The sequence below is a fragment of the Pseudomonas poae RE*1-1-14 genome, from assembly GCF_000336465.1.
In the GTDB taxonomy this organism is placed as follows: Bacteria; Pseudomonadota; Gammaproteobacteria; order Pseudomonadales; family Pseudomonadaceae; genus Aquipseudomonas; species Aquipseudomonas poae.
Window position 1 is genome coordinate 3,792,075 of the sequence record NC_020209.1, and the last position, 18,163, is coordinate 3,810,237.

4 protein-coding genes, 2 tRNA genes and 3 rRNA genes are annotated in these 18,163 nt (G+C 59.6%); 1 reads left to right on the forward strand and 8 read right to left on the reverse strand.

Going from position 1 to position 18,163, the window contains the following annotated elements; translation table 11 throughout:
- Positions 1-15 precede the first annotated feature (15 nt).
- From recD to recC, 3 genes are read right to left on the reverse strand one after another with little or no spacing between them, the layout of a single operon-like run.
- The gene (gene recD / locus H045_RS16575) at positions 16-2,088 is read right to left on the reverse strand and encodes an exodeoxyribonuclease V subunit alpha (protein ID WP_015372953.1); all 2,073 of its coding nucleotides are present in this window, start codon (positions 2,086-2,088) and stop codon (positions 16-18) included.
- Positions 2,085-5,759 (reverse strand): exodeoxyribonuclease V subunit beta, encoded by a 3,675-nt coding sequence (gene recB / locus H045_RS16580; RefSeq protein ID WP_015372954.1) that lies wholly within the window; start codon positions 5,757-5,759, stop codon positions 2,085-2,087. The genes recD and recB overlap by 4 nt, the downstream gene beginning before the upstream one ends.
- Entirely contained in the window at positions 5,756-9,205 is a 3,450-nt protein-coding gene (gene recC / locus H045_RS16585; protein ID WP_015372955.1) for an exodeoxyribonuclease V subunit gamma, read from the reverse strand. Before recC ends, recB begins: the two co-directional genes overlap by 4 nt.
- 213 nt (positions 9,206-9,418) lie before the next feature.
- On the opposite strand from recC, the gene H045_RS16590 reads away from it, so the two are divergent.
- Positions 9,419-12,487 (forward strand): autotransporter domain-containing protein, encoded by a 3,069-nt coding sequence (locus H045_RS16590; RefSeq protein WP_425262181.1) that lies wholly within the window; start codon positions 9,419-9,421, stop codon positions 12,485-12,487.
- Positions 12,488-12,560: 73 nt separating this feature from the next.
- On the opposite strand, the gene rrf is transcribed toward H045_RS16590, so the two are convergent.
- The 5 genes from rrf to H045_RS16615 all read right to left on the reverse strand — a co-directional run bounded on the left by rrf (position 12,561) and on the right by H045_RS16615 (position 17,768).
- A 5S ribosomal RNA gene (gene rrf / locus H045_RS16595) occupies positions 12,561-12,676 on the reverse strand.
- Positions 12,677-12,827: 151 nt separating this feature from the next.
- Positions 12,828-15,719 (reverse strand): 23S ribosomal RNA (locus tag H045_RS16600).
- A 247-nt stretch (positions 15,720-15,966) separates the two neighbouring features.
- Positions 15,967-16,042 (reverse strand) — tRNA-Ala (locus tag H045_RS16605).
- 30 nt (positions 16,043-16,072) lie between these two features.
- Positions 16,073-16,149: transfer RNA gene (locus H045_RS16610), tRNA-Ile, on the reverse strand.
- Between the two features lie 82 nt (positions 16,150-16,231).
- Positions 16,232-17,768: ribosomal RNA gene (locus H045_RS16615) — 16S ribosomal RNA — on the reverse strand.
- The 16S, 23S and 5S rRNA genes sit together here with 2 tRNA genes alongside, the layout of an rRNA operon.
- Positions 17,769-18,163 lie beyond the last annotated feature (395 nt).

Here is an 18,163-nt window from a genome sequence, read left to right on the forward strand (position 1 = left end):
ACACTTGATTGCATTTCAGGTTGAGATGGCTTCCGTGTCCTGACCCAGTTCCAGCATCAATCCGCTCAGGCGCTTGACCTTGCGCCGCACCGCTTCTTCGAACACACCGCCACGCGGTTCGATCAGGCTGAACCAGCGTTTGGCGCGGGTGATGCCGGTGTAGATCAGCTCTTTGGTGAGCACAGGGTTCAATGCATCGGGCAGGATCAGCGCCGTGTGGGTGAACTCGGAGCCCTGGGACTTGTGCACGGTCATGGCGTACACGGTTTCCACGTCGTTCAGACGGCTGGGCAGCACAAAGCGTACGCCGCCCTGGCCATCGTTGCGTGGGAAGGCCACGCGCAATACCTGCGGGCCGCCGTCACTTTCCGGCAGTTTCAGAGCGATACCAATGTCGCCGTTCATCAAGCCAAGGCCGTAGTCGTTGCGCGTCATCAAGACCGGACGGCCTTCGTACCACTGCTCGTCGCCTTCGATCAGCTTCACTTTGCGCAAGGCGGCGGTGATGCGCAGGTTGAGGCCTTCCACACCCCACGGGCCCTTGCGCACGGCGCATAGCAGCTGAAAGGCATCGAAGGCTTGCAACAGTTGCTGCGCCCAGTGGGTCCAGGCGGGGTCGTCGCGTAGGGTGTCGAGCGGCGGGCGCGCAGACTGCAGCAGGTTCAGGTAGTAGCGATAGCCTTGGGCGCCGTCGCCCTGCCCGTCCAGCACCAGCCGCTCCAGAGCGTGGTCGTGCTCGCCCTTGAGGCTGACGCAGAACAGGTCGCTGTGGCTGCGCGCGGCCAACAATGCACGCGCCTGTTCGGCGTTTTGCTGGTTGACCCAGCGCGCCAGCTGGCCGATGCCGCTGCCTTCGCCGAAACGCCGCGAATAACGCAGCATCACCACTTGCTGCGCCAGCGGGTGGCTGGCGTCGAGGTCTTCCTGCAAGCCGCTGGCACTGAGGTCTTCGCCGCTGACCGCTTGCAGCCACTGGCGCGTCTGTGGGCTGTACCAGCCGGCCTCGGCGTCGCGGCACAGGTCGCCCAGCACGGCGCCGGCCTCCACCGAGGCCAGTTGGTCCTTGTCACCCAACAGCACCAGCCGCGCGTGGGACGGCAGTGCGTCGAGCAGGTTGGCCATCATTTCCAGGTCGATCATCGAGGCTTCGTCCACCACCAGCACATCCAACGGCAGCGGGTTGCCCAGGTGATGACGAAAGTGCCGAGTGCCAGGACGACTACCGAGCAAGCGGTGAACGGTGGTGACCTGGGTCGGGATCTTGTCCTTCACGCCCTGGGGCACGTTGAGCGACAGCACTTGCTGGCTGATGGATTCGGTCAGGCGCGCGGCGGCCTTGCCGGTGGGCGCGGCCAGGCGGATACGCAGCGGGCTGCCGGCCTCCACGGCGGGCGCCTGCAACAGCGCGAGCAGGCGCACCACGGTGGTGGTCTTGCCAGTGCCGGGGCCGCCGGTGACGATGCTGAACGCACCGCGTGTGGCCAGGGCACAGGCGAGTTTCTGCCAGTCGATCACGCCATCCGGCGGGGCTTGCTCGAACAGGCCATTCAAGCGCTGGGGCAAGTCGGCCGAGACGGTTTCTTGCGTGACCAGGCGCAGGCGCAACGCGGTATCGATGCGCCGCTCATAGGCCCAGTAGCGGCGCAGGTACAGGCGTTTGCCGGCCAATACCAACGGCCGGCTGTGGGCAGACTCGTGGTCATCGCCGGCCAATGCGACCAAAGGACTGGCCGCCAGGGCCTGGCACCAATGGGCACCGTCGAGGCCGCCGAGCAGTTGTGATGGCAGCAGCATGGCGCCGGTTTGCAGGTCGCCTTCGGGTGGCAACGACAGGGCGAAATCCGGTGCCTTGAGGGTTTCGAACAGGTCCAGGCACACATGGCCGTGACCCAACTGGTGACTGGTCAAGGCCGCGGCCAGCAACACGAGGGGGTCGGCGCGTGGGTCGAGCTCATTGAGGAAGCCAACGAAGGCCTTGTCCAGCGCACGCAGCCAGCCGCGCTCGACCCAACGGTCGAGCAGTTGCAGCAGGTCGGCGGCGCGGCTCAGGGGTGCCAGTTCCTCCAGCGGTAGCGGCGACAGGCTCATAACAGCACTCCTTGTTCCCAAGCGGGTTCAGCCTTGGGCGGTATCGATTTGCCCTGGAACAGCAGGTCCAGGCCCTCGATCAGCTCACGCGGTGGCCGGGTGAAATACGCGCCCTGGCTGGCGGCCTGGGTGCCCCGCAGGAACAGGTACAGGGCACCACCGACATGCCGGTCGTAATCGTAATCGGGCAAACGGGCCTTAAGCTGACGGTGCAAGGCCAGCAGGTAAAGGACGTATTGCAGGTCATACCGATGCTCCAGAATCGAGTGTTCCATGGCCTCGACGGTGTAGGCCGAATCGTCAGGGCCTAGCCAGTTGGATTTGTAGTCGGCCACGTAGTAGCGGCCCTCGTGTTCGAACGTGAGGTCGATAAAGCCTTTGAACATGCCATTGAGCAACACCGGTTCGGCAGCCACGCGGGACACGCCGTGGTGGGTGTGCTGACACACCAGCCTGTCGAGGGCGAGCACGTCGACCTTGTGGCTGGCGAACCAGAACTCCATCTCGATCTGGTAGTGCTGCAGGCCGCTGAGCGTGACCTGATCGTTGTCCAGGGGCAGCGGCGTTTGCAACAAGTGGCCCAACCAGGCGCTGAGGGTGACGATCCAGCCTTCCCAGTTGCGGCGGTTACAACGCGCACCAACGGCTTTTTCGAGCGCTTGCGGGGTTACGTCAAAGCCTTCTTCACCGGCCCACTCGAGTAAACCGTGAAGGAAGGTCCCTGGGTTGGGCCCCCGTGGGAAACGGTGAATATCGCCGCCGGACGCGGCCACCTCGCGTGGGGCGTCGGGGTCGAGACGTTCGTCATCGAACAGCTTCTGGGCCTGGGGGCTCTCTGGCGCCTCCAGGGGAGCGGCGCTCATGCTGTCGCCAATGCGCAGGGCACTGTAGGACGCGATCCACCAGTTTTCCGCCGCCTTGCGCGTGGGCAGCAACGGCGCCAGCAAGGTGGCCTGGTTGCGCGGCGGGTGGAAGACATTGTCCCGTGGGTCCGGTACCTCGGTGTAGTGCACCGCCGGGCAGTCTTGCGCCAGGTCCAGCAACCAGCGCGCCAGCCCGGCGGACTCGCCCAGCGCGGCCCCCGCACCGAGCAAATAGCCGAGCGCCGACAGGTGCAGCACCGAGCTGCTGGTGTTGCCGCGCTTGAGGTCGGCGATGCCCAGCCAGCAAGCATGTTTGGCGCGGGTGAGGGCCACGTAGAGCAGGCGCAGGTCTTCGGCCAGGCGCTCGTCGTCGGCCTGGGCGATCAGCTCGGCGGTGGGACTCAGGCTGACCTGGGATCGACCCTGTTCATCGTGGTAATGCAGCGGCAAGCGGCTGCCATCCACCGGTTTGGCCGAGCAGATGAACGGCAGGAACACCAGGTTATATTCCAGGCCCTTGGACTTGTGGATGGTCACCACCTTGACCAGTTGCTCGTCGCTTTCCAGGCGCAGGATCTGCTCTTCACCGGCCTGACCGGACAGCGCCAGGTGTTCGGCCAGGTGACGGATCAGGGCCTGCTCGCCATCGAGTTCCGAGGCGGCCTGTTGCAGCAACTCGCTCAGGTGCAACAGGTTGGTCAGCACTCGTTCGCCGTCGCTGCGCGCGATCAGGGTTTGCGGCAATTTGAAATCGTGCAGCAAGCGACGCAGCATCGGCAGAACGCCCTGATTGCGCCAGATCGCGCGGTAGCCACGAAACTGCATCACGCGGGTTTCCCACGCCAGTTCGTCCTGATTCAGACGCTCCAGTTCCGCCAGCGACAGGTTCAAGGTGACGCAGGCCAGGGCGGCGCGCAGGGGGCGCTCGACGTCAGGCTCGGCGCAGGCTTTGAGCCAGGCCAGCAGGTCGTGGGCTTCCTGGGCGGCGAACACTGAATCCTTATCGGACAGGTACACACTGCGCACGCCACGGGCGGCCAACTCGGCGCGCACGGCTTGGGCTTCCTTGCCGTCGCGCACCAGGATGGCGATGTCTGACGGCAGCACGCCGTCGAAGCGGCCATCCTGGTGCCGGAAACCTGCGGTGCCTTGCTGCCCGCCGTTGAGCAGCTCGACAATCTGTGTCGCGCAGACAGCGGCGAGATGCTTGCGATAGATGACGTTGGAAATCGGCTGATCGGTGGGCAGGTGCCAGAGGTTCAGCGCCGGCAGCGTCTGACCATCGACCTGCATCTGTTCCTTGCGACCCTGGGCCAGCACCGCGTGGAACGGCACCGGGTTGTCGCCGTTGGGCTCACGGAACAGAAACGCGCCACGGCCTGTTTCGGCACGCTGGAACACATGGTTTACCGCCTCGACCATGGCATGGCTGGAACGGAAGTTGGTGCCCAGCGTGTGGTGACGGCCGAGGGTGGATTTGCGCGCGCGCAGGTAGGTGTAGATGTCGGCGCCCCGGAACGCGTAGATCGCCTGCTTGGGGTCGCCGATCAGGAACAGGCCGCTGTCGAGGTGGTTTTCTTCGATGCGGTAGATGCTGTCGAAGATGCTGTACTGCACCGGGTCGGTGTCCTGGAATTCGTCGATCAGCGCCACGGGGAACTGTTCGCGAATCACACTGGCCAGGCGCTCGCCACCTTCGGCTTGCAGGGCAGCGTTGAGGCGGATGAGCATGTCGTCAAAGCCCATTTCGGCGCGACGGCGTTTTTCTTCTTCAAACCGTTTGCCGACCCATCCGGCGGCGTGTTGCAGCACGGCGGCATCGGGGCTCGGCAAGGCGTCAAGACGGGCTTTGAGGTCGGCCATGGCCTCGATGCCGGGGTGCTGCGGCGGCTCGCCTTTCCAGGCTTCAGCCATGCCGTCCGGAGTGAGCCGCGTGAAACCGGTGCCGATGTCCAGCTGTTCCAGGCTTTCGTCGGCGGCCCAGGCGCTGATTTTTTCGAACCACGGCTCGAAATAACGGGCCTGCATCTTGCGGCCATCAACCACTTTGGCGGCGACGGCTTGCAAGCAGATCTCACGCAATTCCGTTGCCCACTGTTTCCAGGGCGCCTTGAGGTGGATCAGCGCTTCACGGCGCTCCTGCAGGCAGGCGTTGATCAGCTCGGCGGGTTCGCGGGTGTCGTCGGCCGGCCGTTCGCTGCCGAACAGCGCGCGCACCCGTGGCATCAGGGCAGCCGGGCCGCCCCAGTGGGTGCGCACCCAGTTGAGCGCGTCGTCGTGCATGGGGTAGCAGAACAGCCGCCAGTAATCGCGCAGCACCTCGCCCAGCAGATCGCTGTGGTCGGTTTCCAGGGTCTGGGTGAACAGGCTGCCGCTGTCGAAGGCGTGTTCGCGCAGCATGCGCTGGCACCAGCTGTGGATGGTCGAGACCGCCGCTTCGTCCATCCATTGCGCGGCGATGTCCAGGCGATTGGCGCAGGCAGGCCATAGCTCGGGCGGGTATTCGTCGCGCAAGTCGGCGATCAGGGCGTCCGGTTGTTCGATCTCGGTACGGAAGAAACGCGCAGCTTCGGCCAGGCGGATGCGGATACGCTCACGCAGCTCCTTGGTGGCGGCGTCGGTGAAGGTCACCACGAGAATTTGCGGCGGCAGCAATTCGTGACCGAAACCGGACGTTTCGCCACCGTGGCCGAGCACCAGGCGCAGGTAAAGGGCCGAGATGGTGAAGGTCTTGCCGGTGCCGGCGCTGGCTTCGATCAGTTGGCTGCCCTTGAGCGGGAACGCCAGGGCCAGGGGTTTACGGGTCATGCGCCGGCCTCTTCGCCAGTGAGTGATCGCCAGGGCGCAGTGATCAGCGGGCGATACAGGGTTTCGGCCCAGCCTTCGAACTCTTCGCTGGCGGTGAGCGCGGCGTAGTCGGGGAATTGCCGGGTGAGCGCCGGCGTTTCACGACGCTCGCCGTCGGTGGTGATGCCATCGCCTTCGTAGGCTTTGCTGGCGGCCGCCTGCGCCTTGGCCGGGTCGGTTTGGCCCAGCCAGGCAAACGCGGTTTTAACGGCAACCGGCAGTGGCTTGCTCATGCCAGTGTGCCAGGCCAGCAGCAGGTCGTTGAGCAAGCCTTGCGCCGTGGCTTTTTCCAGCGGGGCCAGCAGCAAGGTGTCGTCGCTGGCGACCAGGCCGGTGCTCAATGGCAGGCCACAGGCGCAGGCCACCAGATGATTGACCCAGGGCCGAATCAGGCGGTGCCACTTGCGTGTCTTGAGCGAGCCAATGCTGTTGGGGATGGTGGTGACGCTCAGTAACCCGCCATCGCTGCGCCGATGCAGGCCGCTGATCCAGCCGTCCAGTTGAATGCCCTGGTAGTCGACGCTGATGGGTTCCGCGCCGGTATGGGGGGTGGGCCAGAGTGCCAGCAATTGCTGATAGCGCTGCAGCAAGTCGGGCAACGGTTCGATCAACTCGTTGCGCAGGCATTCGCCGAAACCGACCATGGGCAGCAGGCCGCTGCCTTGCAAGCGCAGGGCCTGGGCGTTGAGGGCCTGGTCGAGCTGATCGGGTCGGGTCAGGGCGGCGTTGAGCAAACTGTCGCTCAGGCTGTAGCGCTGCAGGGCGTCGAGCACGAAGGGTTCTTCGTCCGCCAGCGGGACTTCGGCAGCTTCGAAGAACACTTTCAGACGCTGGCTGAAGAAATGTTTGACTGGGTTGCGCAAAAAATCCTGCAATTGGCCAAGGCTCAGGGGTTCTTCCTGCTGATGCGGTGCGAGTGCGCCTGCGATGGGGATTGCATCGGTCGACTGGTGCAGCATCTGCCATTCGCGGGCGTAACTGAACAGCGCGTCGCCTTCGTGGAAGTAGCGGGCGCTGAACGGTTGGAGCGGATGTTCCTGGGTCATGGCCTCCAGCAATGGAGCATTCTGGATGTTGTGCCAGCCGCTGGCGATATGGTCGCGCAACTGGCCGATCAGCACCGAGGCCGGCCGGTCGCTGTTGTCGCGAATGCTGCGGCCGACCCAGCTGATATAGAGCTGGTCGCGGGCCGAGAGCAGGGCTTCGAGCAGCAGGTAGCGGTCGTCTTCGCGGCGTGAACGGTCGCCGGGGCGGTAGTCGCTGCCCATCAGGTCGAAATCCAGCGGCGGTTGCGCGCGCGGGTAGTCGCCATCGTTCATGCCGAGCAGGCAGACCAGCTTGAAGGGGATGGCGCGCATGGGCATCAGGGTGCAGAAATTGACGGCCCCGGCCAGGAAGCGCTGGGACAGCCGGCCTTGGTCCAGGCCAGCCAGCCAGGCTTCGCGCACCACGGTGAGCGGTAACTCGTCCTGCAGGCCGACGGACTCACAGGTTTCCAGCCAGGTTTCTCTCAGTTGTTCGAGTTGGCCGAGCAGGTAGTCGTCATGTTCGCTGCTGGCCAGGAAGAAGCGCTGCATCAGGCGCTGCAGGCGCTCGCCCCATACCCTCGGTGCCGCGGGCTGCGACAGAGCCTGATGGGCGTCATTGAGCGCGTCGAGCAGGGCCACCAGCGGGCCGATCAGGGCAGCATCGAGGCCGCCGATTTCGTCGTAGGGTTCAATGCCATCACAGGCCATGCCCGTGCCGACCGCGTAGCCGAGCAGCATGCGACGCAGGCCGAATCGCCAACTGTTCTGCTCCAGCGCTGGCGGCAGGCCCAGGCCAGCGCGCTGTTCGGCGTTCAAGCCCCAGCGGATACCGGCGCCTTCGATCCAGCGATGCAGGGTGGGCAGGTCGCGCTCTTTGATGGCGAACCGCTCGCGCAGGGCCGGCACGTCGAGCAGGTCGAGGATTTCACTGACGGGGAAGCGGCTGTCGGGCAGTTTGAGCAGGTGCTCGACCGCGATCAGCAATGGATCGCGGCCGCGCTGGCCCTGGTCGGTGAGGGTGAAGGGAATGAAGCGTGGATCGCTGCGTTCGAGTTGGCCGAACACCGCGCGAATATGCGGCGCGTAGCTGTCGACGTCGGGGACCATGACGATGATGTCCCGAGGGCGCAGCGTGGGATCGGCACTGAAGCGCTGGAGCAGTTGATCGTGGAGGATTTCGACTTCGCGTTGCGCGCTGTGGGCGATGTGGAAGCGGATGGAGGTATCGCGCTGCAAATCGACCGCGGGCCACTTTTCGCGGGTTTCATTCAAGGGGCGCAGTTCGAGGATGTCGTCCTGGAGCTGGTTGAGCAGCGTGGTGGGCTCGCTCTCGCTGAACAAGTCGATGCGACCGTCACGGAACGCGGCGCGGTAGCTGTTGGGGTCGTCGTAACTGTCCAACAGGCTGATGTAGTCGCGCCCCTGTTTACCCCAGGCGGCGAGCAGCGGATGTGCGTGCTGGTGCAGGGTTTGCGGGTCGAGGGTGACGGGCATGCCGGCCTTGCGCGCCTGGCGTTTGTACTCGTTGCGCAGCAGGTCCTTGTCGGCAACGATGTCGGACCAATGATGGCGGCAAGGGTTGTGCACGCAGAGCAGCACCTGGCTGAACCGGGCCAAGCCGGCGAGGGCTTCGAGCGCCTGGGCGGGCAGTGATGAAATGCCGAAGACGATCACTCGGGAGGGCAGGCCTTTGGGCGCGTGCTCCAGGGTATTGATGCGCTCGATAAAGCGCTGATGCACGCCGGCGCGGCTTTGGGCCATGCCCTCCTCTCCCACATCCAGCAGCAGTGCGCGCCATAATTCGGCTTGCCAGCAGTTGGCGGGATTGAGCGGTTTGGACTCGCCTCGACCATTGCGTAATTGATGACGGCCGGCGGCCCAGTCTTCCAGCCAATCGGCGCGGTAGACCTGATACTGGTCGAACAGGTCAGCCAGGCGCTCGGCAAGTTGATAGCGTTTGCGCAGGTCGGTGTCTGCGGTCAAAAAACGCTGCAGCGGCTCGAAGTGTGGTTGGTCGATCAGCTCCGGCAGCAGGCGCATCAGGCGCCAGGTCAGGGGGGCTTTATCGAGCAGGGATTTGGCCGGGATTTCGTCGCGGCCCAGCACCATGCGATAGAGCTGCCACATGAAGCTGCCGGGCAGCTGAACGTCGATGGCGGCGGCGATACCGCAGCCCCCCATGTCGTCATCCTGTGGATCTTCAGCCAGGGCCAGCTTGAGCCATTGGGCGATACCGTTGCTTTGCACCAGCGCGATTTCGTTTTCCAGGGGCGCCAAGGGGTAACGGCGCATCCAACTGACCACCAGGCTGCGCAGCTCATCCAGGCGGTTGCCGTGAACCACCATGAACCCAGCGCTGAGGGACGTCGCATCCGGCATAACGGCTTCCTTGGGAAAAGCACAATCGAGGGGTGCGACTTTAGCACTGTGGGCCGTTATTGGCGGGCTTGAGATGGTTTATGCCCGCTGAACCGCCACAAATGTGTCACTGCGCATACATGGGAGTGTAAAACCTGCTTGCTAGGGTCGGCGCCTTATCCAGATAGAGCGAAGGCGAAGGCTATGCGATCCAACACCCAGATTGCCCAGGTAATGGCGTCTTCATTACTCCTTTCATTGCTTGCCGTATCGGTTCAGGCAGCGAGCCGTGCGGGGGACAACAGCATCAACGGTGTCGACCTGCTCTCCGGATTCGGCACGCTGTGGACGACCGGCGCGACCTGGGACACCGGCACACCGACCGCGCTGGGTCAGGGATTGCTCAGGCGCAACCTGCAAATCGTGCTCGACCGCGCCAATGCCCGCACCCTCGCCCAGGAAACTGCTGCCTACTTCGATGATCGCCGTGACCAAAGTTACAGCGCCATCAGCGGGCTCGGTTCGTTGAGCACTGCCTACAAGGCAGGCGCCGGCGCCTTAACGACCATCACGCAATTCGACGACAGCAATAAAACCATCAGGTACGACGATAAAGGCAATGGCGCCGGCAGCTCGTCTTCGGCGCTGGGCAAGGTGGTCGATCTGGTCGGTGCGGTGCGCAACGACGCGTCTACCACGCCCACCAAATCCCACTATCTGTATCCGCGCCCCTGGCGGCAAAGCCTGGACGGCCAGAGCCTGGAGTTTGTTGTGCAGCCTTCGCTGCGCCCGGCCAAGAGCACGACGCCGGCGAGCGATTCGGGATTCCCCAGCGGCCATACCAACGCTGCGTATTTGTCTTCCTACGCACTGGCCTATGCGATTCCCGAACGTTTCAGCGAACTCATGCTGCGCGCCTCGGAAATCGGCGACAACCGTATTGAAGCGGGCATGCACTCGCCGTTTGACGTGATGGGTGGGCGCATCACCGCGACGTATTTTGCCATCGATAATCTGTCCAACCCGGCCAACGCTCAACTGCGCGCCGATGCGCGGGCACAGGCACTGAAGTACTTCACTGCCCAGTGCGGCGGTGATGTTAATAACTGCATGGCGACCATCGACCCAGCCACTGACCGTACATCCCAGCATGCTCAGGACAAGGCGCTGTATACGTCGCGCATGACTTACGGATTCGACCCTGTGGGCGCGACCAACCTGGCTCCGGTCGTGCCGGTTAACGCCGAAGTGCTGCTGGAAACGCGCTTTCCTTATCTGGACGCGAGCCAGCGCCGCGAGATTCTGGCGACTACTGAAATTACCTCAGGCTATGCGGTGATTGATCAGTCTGGCGGCTATGGTCGATTGAACCTGTACGCGGCGGGCGATGGTTTCGCAGCATTCAACACCAACGTCACGGTGAATATGGACGCCAGCCTCGGCGGCTATAACGCCGTTGACGCCTGGCGCAACGATATCAGTGGTAGTGGTGCGCTGATCAAGAACGGCAGCGGCAACTTGATGCTGACCGGCAATAACACTTACTTGGGTGGTACGGTCATCAACGGCGGGGTGCTGACCGGTCACGCCCAGTCCTTCGGCAGTGGAGCGATCACCGATAACGCAACGCTGGTGGTTGATCAGTCAACCAACGATACCCTGGCCAACACGCTGGTGGGCAACGGTGCGCTGATCAAGCGCGGTGCCGGGTCGCTGAACCTGACCGGCAACAGCAGCCTGTCGGGTGCAACGACTGTTCAGGCCGGTCGCCTGGCCGTTAATGGCAACCTGGGTAACTCGCTCGTCAGTGTGCAGCAAGGCGCAACGCTGGGTGGCAACGGCACCGTGGGTGGCATTAATGTCGCCCAGGGTGGCGTGGTGGCGCCGGGCAATTCGGTCGGGCAATTGAACGTCAATGGTGACGTCAATCTTGCTCAGGGTGCGATTTATCAGGTGGAGTCGGACGCTGCCGGCAATGCGGACCGCATCATCGCCAGCGGCCGTGCGAGCCTCAATAACAGCACCTTATCGCTGGTTGAAGGCGGTAACTGGCTGGCCGCGAGCCGTTACTCGATCCTCTCGGCAGCCGGCGGCGTAAGCGGTGCGTTTGCCGCTGTACAAACCAACTTCGCCTTCCTCACCCCAACGTTGAACTACACGGCTACCGATGTGGGCCTGACACTTGACCGTAATGCGCAAAGTTTCTCGAGCCTGGCGACCACTCAAAATGCCAGGGCTGTCGCGCAAGGGTTGGACAGTGCAGGGACAGGCAACGCGCTCTGGCGTCAGGTGGTACAGGATGACGCGCCGACGGCACAAGCTACATTCAAGGCGCTGTCCAATGAGCTGCATGCTTCAACGCAGACAGCGTTGATCGAAGACAGCCGGCTGGTGCGCAATGCCATGAATGACCGGTTGCAACAATCGCAGTCGGCGCAGGCATTCGGCAGTACGGCGCAAACATTGGTCGGTGATGCTTCGCGTGGCGTGGTGTGGACTCAAGCCATTGGCGCAACCGGGAAGACCGACAGTAGCCGTGACGTCTCCGGACTCGACACGCATACCAGCGGCCTGCTGCTTGGCGTTGATGTACCGCTCGATGATACGTGGCGCGTGGGCGCGCTGGCTGGTGTGAGCAACAGTAGTTTCAATCTGCGTCATGCGTCCGGCTCCACTGACAGCGACAACTATCACCTGGGCGTCTATGGGGGTGCCAAATGGGGCCAACTGGGGTTGCGCCTTGGCGCGGTGCGCACCTGGCACGACCTGACGGCCAAGCGCACGCTGGAATTGCCAGGCTCTTCCGAACACTTCAAAGAGGATTACAGGGCGGCGACCAACCAGGTCTTCGGCGAGTTGGGTTATTCCATCGAAATGGGTAACGCGCTGCTCGAACCCTTCGCCAACCTTGCGCACGTGCGACTGGACACCGATTCCTTCGATGAGAACAGCAACCTGATCACGCTGGAGAACAAGTCCCAGGACAATCACATCACCTTCAGTACGCTGGGCCTGCGTGCAGCCACTCATTTGAATGCTGGCAGCGTTGCGGTCAAGCCTAACGCCACGCTGGGTTGGCGTCGTGCCTATGGCGACGTGACGCCAGAGAGCCGTGCCGCCTTCAGCGGTGGCGGCACCTTCGAGTTGGCCGGCGCACCGATTGCCCGCAGTGCAGCAGTAATCGGCGTGGGCGTCGATCTGGGATTGAGCGATACCTTGAGCGTGGGCTTGAGCTATGACGGTCAGGTGAGCAGCAATGCATCAGATCAGGCATTGAATGCTCGGCTGACGTTGGCGTTCTAAGACTTAAGCGTGACTTTCCGATCGCCCAAAACAAAACCCCATCTGCTTTCGCAAATGGGGTTTCGGAATTTAATCTTGACGATGACCTACTCTCACATGGGGAAACCCCACACTACCATCGGCGATGCATCGTTTCACTGCTGAGTTCGGGATGGGATCAGGTGGTTCCAATGCTCTATGGTCGTCAAGAAATTCGGGTACTGAGTCGTGACCAGATGGCCTCGCTTCAGCAAATTGGGTATGTGACAGCTGTCGGTGCTTTGTGAGCGTCGAACTTTCGGTTCATCTCGTCTTCACACACCGCAATCTGGCCTTTCGACGCAAATTGCTTGGGTGTTATATGGTCAAGCCTCACGGGCAATTAGTATTGGTTAGCTCAACGCCTCACAGCGCTTACACACCCAACCTATCAACGTCGTAGTCTTCGACGGCCCTTCAGGGAACTCAAGGTTCCAGTGAGATCTCATCTTGAGGCTAGTTTCCCGCTTAGATGCTTTCAGCGGTTATCTATTCCGAACATAGCTACCCGGCAATGCCACTGGCGTGACAACCGGAACACCAGAGGTTCGTCCACTCCGGTCCTCTCGTACTAGGAGCAGCCCCTCTCAAATCTCAAACGTCCACGGCAGATAGGGACCGAACTGTCTCACGACGTTCTAAACCCAGCTCGCGTACCACTTTAAATGGCGAACAGCCATACCCTTGGGACCGGCTTCAGCCCCAGGATGTGATGAGCCGACATCGAGGTGCCAAACACCGCCGTCGATATGAACTCTTGGGCGGTATCAGCCTGTTATCCCCGGAGTACCTTTTATCCGTTGAGCGATGGCCCTTCCATACAGAACCACCGGATCACTAAGACCTACTTTCGTACCTGCTCGACGTGTCTGTCTCGCAGTCAAGCGCGCTTTTGCCTTTATACTCTACGACCGATTTCCGACCGGTCTGAGCGCACCTTCGTACTCCTCCGTTACTCTTTAGGAGGAGACCGCCCCAGTCAAACTACCCACCATACACTGTCCTCGATCCGGATAACGGACCTGAGTTAGAACCTCAAAGTTGCCAGGGTGGTATTTCAAGGTTGGCTCCACGCAGACTGGCGTCCACGCTTCAAAGCCTCCCACCTATCCTACACAAGCAAATTCAAAGTCCAGTGCAAAGCTATAGTAAAGGTTCACGGGGTCTTTCCGTCTAGCCGCGGATACACTGCATCTTCACAGCGATTTCAATTTCACTGAGTCTCGGGTGGAGACAGCGCCGCCATCGTTACGCCATTCGTGCAGGTCGGAACTTACCCGACAAGGAATTTCGCTACCTTAGGACCGTTATAGTTACGGCCGCCGTTTACCGGGGCTTCGATCAAGAGCTTCGCGTTAGCTAACCCCATCAATTAACCTTCCGGCACCGGGCAGGCGTCACACCCTATACGTCCACTTTCGTGTTTGCAGAGTGCTGTGTTTTTAATAAACAGTCGCAGCGGCCTGGTATCTTCGACCGGCATGAGCTTACGGAGCAAGTCCTTCACCCTCACCGGCGCACCTTCTCCCGAAGTTACGGTGCCATTTTGCCTAGTTCCTTCACCCGAGTTCTCTCAAGCGCCTTGGTATTCTCTACCCAACCACCTGTGTCGGTTTGGGGTACGGTTCCTGGTTACCTCAAGCTTAGAAGCTTTTCTTGGAAGCATGGCATCAACCACTTCGTGTTCTAAAAGAACACTCGTCATCAGCTCTCGGCCTTAAGATCCCGGATTTACCTAAGATCTCAGCCTACCACCTTAAACTTGGACAACCAACGCCAAGCTGGCCTAGCCTTCTCCGTCCCTCCATCGCAATAACCAGAAGTACAGGAATATTAACCTGTTTTCCATCGACTACGCTTTTCAGCCTCGCCTTAGGGACCGACTAACCCTGCGTCGATTAACGTTGCGCAGGAAACCTTGGTCTTTCGGCGTGGGTGTTTTTCACACCCATTGTCGTTACTCATGTCAGCATTCGCACTTCTGATACCTCCAGCAAGCTTCTCAACTCACCTTCACAGGCTTACAGAACGCTCCTCTACCGCATCACTTACGTGATACCCGTAGCTTCGGTGTATGGTTTGAGCCCCGTTACATCTTCCGCGCAGGCCGACTCGACTAGTGAGCTATTACGCTTTCTTTAAAGGGTGGCTGCTTCTAAGCCAACCTCCTAGCTGTCTAAGCCTTCCCACATCGTTTCCCACTTAACCATAACTTTGGGACCTTAGCTGACGGTCTGGGTTGTTTCCCTTTTCACGACGGACGTTAGCACCCGCCGTGTGTCTCCCATGCTCGGCACTTGTAGGTATTCGGAGTTTGCATCGGTTTGGTAAGTCGGGATGACCCCCTAGCCGAAACAGTGCTCTACCCCCTACAGTGATACATGAGGCGCTACCTAAATAGCTTTCGAGGAGAACCAGCTATCTCCGAGCTTGATTAGCCTTTCACTCCGATCCACAGGTCATCCGCTAACTTTTCAACGGTAGTCGGTTCGGTCCTCCAGTTAGTGTTACCCAACCTTCAACCTGCCCATGGATAGATCGCCCGGTTTCGGGTCTATTCCCAGCGACTAGACGCCCTATTAAGACTCGCTTTCGCTACGCCTCCCCTATTCGGTTAAGCTCGCCACTGAAAATAAGTCGCTGACCCATTATACAAAAGGTACGCAGTCACCCAACAAAGTGGGCTCCCACTGCTTGTACGCATACGGTTTCAGGATCTATTTCACTCCCCTCTCCGGGGTTCTTTTCGCCTTTCCCTCACGGTACTAGTTCACTATCGGTCAGTCAGTAGTATTTAGCCTTGGAGGATGGTCCCCCCATATTCAGACAAAGTTTCTCGTGCTCCGTCCTACTCGATTTCATGACTAAGAGATTTTCGCGTACAGGGCTATCACCCACTATGGCCGCACTTTCCAGAGCGTTCCGCTAATCTCAAAGCCACTTAAGGGCTAGTCCCCGTTCGCTCGCCACTACTAAGGGAATCTCGGTTGATTTCTTTTCCTCAGGGTACTTAGATGTTTCAGTTCCCCTGGTTCGCCTCTTACGCCTATGTATTCAGCGTAAGATAACCATCTTATGATGGCTGGGTTCCCCCATTCAGACATCTCCGGATCAAAGTCTGTTTGCCGACTCCCCGAAGCTTTTCGCAGGCTACCACGTCTTTCATCGCCTCTGACTGCCAAGGCATCCACCGTATGCGCTTCTTCACTTGACCATATAACCCCAAGCAATCTGGTTATACTGTGAAGACAACATTCGCCGAAAATTCGAATTTCTCAATTAAGAGAACTCACAAATTTTACCTTAGCCTGATCCGTTACCAGTGAAAGTAACGTTCAGTCTATCTTTCTATCACATACCCAAATTTTTAAAGAACGATCTAATCAAAGACTAGAAATCAACATTCACCATCATCACAATGGAATGCTCATTTCTAAGCTTTCATACAATAGAAGCAGTAGTGGTGGAGCCAAACGGGATCGAACCGTTGACCTCCTGCGTGCAAGGCAGGCGCTCTCCCAGCTGAGCTATGGCCCCGTATTTCTACAGGCGTTTCCCACACAAAATTGGTGGGTCTGGGCAGATTCGAACTGCCGACCTCACCCTTATCAGGGGTGCGCTCTAACCAACTGAGCTACAGACCCAATTTCGGGCTGCTTCTTATCGTCTTCTTCAATGAATCAAGCAATTCGTGTGGGAACTTATGGAGCAGCTGATGTCGTCGATTAAGGAGGTGATCCAGCCGCAGGTTCCCCTACGGCTACCTTGTTACGACTTCACCCCAGTCATGAATCACACCGTGGTAACCGTCCTCCCGAAGGTTAGACTAGCTACTTCTGGTGCAACCCACTCCCATGGTGTGACGGGCGGTGTGTACAAGGCCCGGGAACGTATTCACCGCGACATTCTGATTCGCGATTACTAGCGATTCCGACTTCACGCAGTCGAGTTGCAGACTGCGATCCGGACTACGATCGGTTTTATGGGATTAGCTCCACCTCGCGGCTTGGCAACCCTCTGTACCGACCATTGTAGCACGTGTGTAGCCCAGGCCGTAAGGGCCATGATGACTTGACGTCATCCCCACCTTCCTCCGGTTTGTCACCGGCAGTCTCCTTAGAGTGCCCACCATGACGTGCTGGTAACTAAGGACAAGGGTTGCGCTCGTTACGGGACTTAACCCAACATCTCACGACACGAGCTGACGACAGCCATGCAGCACCTGTCTCAATGTTCCCGAAGGCACCAATCTATCTCTAGAAAGTTCATTGGATGTCAAGGCCTGGTAAGGTTCTTCGCGTTGCTTCGAATTAAACCACATGCTCCACCGCTTGTGCGGGCCCCCGTCAATTCATTTGAGTTTTAACCTTGCGGCCGTACTCCCCAGGCGGTCAACTTAATGCGTTAGCTGCGCCACTAAAAGCTCAAGGCTTCCAACGGCTAGTTGACATCGTTTACGGCGTGGACTACCAGGGTATCTAATCCTGTTTGCTCCCCACGCTTTCGCACCTCAGTGTCAGTATTAGTCCAGGTGGTCGCCTTCGCCACTGGTGTTCCTTCCTATATCTACGCATTTCACCGCTACACAGGAAATTCCACCACCCTCTACCATACTCTAGTCAGTCAGTTTTGAATGCAGTTCCCAGGTTGAGCCCGGGGATTTCACATCCAACTTAACAAACCACCTACGCGCGCTTTACGCCCAGTAATTCCGATTAACGCTTGCACCCTCTGTATTACCGCGGCTGCTGGCACAGAGTTAGCCGGTGCTTATTCTGTCGGTAACGTCAAAACAATCACGTATTAGGTAACTGCCCTTCCTCCCAACTTAAAGTGCTTTACAATCCGAAGACCTTCTTCACACACGCGGCATGGCTGGATCAGGCTTTCGCCCATTGTCCAATATTCCCCACTGCTGCCTCCCGTAGGAGTCTGGACCGTGTCTCAGTTCCAGTGTGACTGATCATCCTCTCAGACCAGTTACGGATCGTCGCCTTGGTGAGCCATTACCCCACCAACTAGCTAATCCGACCTAGGCTCATCTGATAGCGCAAGGCCCGAAGGTCCCCTGCTTTCTCCCGTAGGACGTATGCGGTATTAGCGTCCGTTTCCGAACGTTATCCCCCACTACCAGGCAGATTCCTAGGCATTACTCACCCGTCCGCCGCTCTCAAGAGAAGCAAGCTTCTCTCTACCGCTCGACTTGCATGTGTTAGGCCTGCCGCCAGCGTTCAATCTGAGCCATGATCAAACTCTTCAGTTCAAACATCTTTGGGTTTTTAAGAAACCCTAAACTTGGCTCAGCAATCGTTGGTTATTCTTTGATTTCTCGCGGAGTAACTTGTGATGCTGATAATCTTGTTGACTATCAGTCTGACTCCACAAGCACCCACACGAATTGCTTGATTCAGTTGTTAAAGAGCGGTTGGTTAAGATCTTTCGTCTCAACCGAGGCGCGCATTCTACAGCAGCCTCATTTGCTGTCAAGTGATTATTTTCAGAAGCTTTCGAAGAATTCTTCAACAACTTCAACCACTTGCGCTTCCGATCTCTCGTCAGCGGGAGGCGAATTCTACAGCGTTACACGCTGCTGTCAACACCTATTTTTCTCAGCTTTCGATCGAGAAGATCGAAACGCTAATAGCGCCAAACAACACT

Excerpts from the sequence above, each read along its gene's own strand:
- recD (WP_015372953.1), bottom strand. The coding sequence starts at position 2,088 with ATGAGCCTGTCGCCGCTACCGCTGGAGGAACTGGCACCCCTGAGCCGC.
- recB (WP_015372954.1), bottom strand. The coding sequence starts at position 5,759 with ATGACCCGTAAACCCCTGGCCCTGGCGTTCCCGCTCAAGGGCAGCCAA.
- recC (WP_015372955.1), bottom strand. The coding sequence starts at position 9,205 with ATGCCGGATGCGACGTCCCTCAGCGCTGGGTTCATGGTGGTTCACGGC.
- H045_RS16590 (WP_425262181.1), top strand. The coding sequence starts at position 9,419 with ATGGCGTCTTCATTACTCCTTTCATTGCTTGCCGTATCGGTTCAGGCA.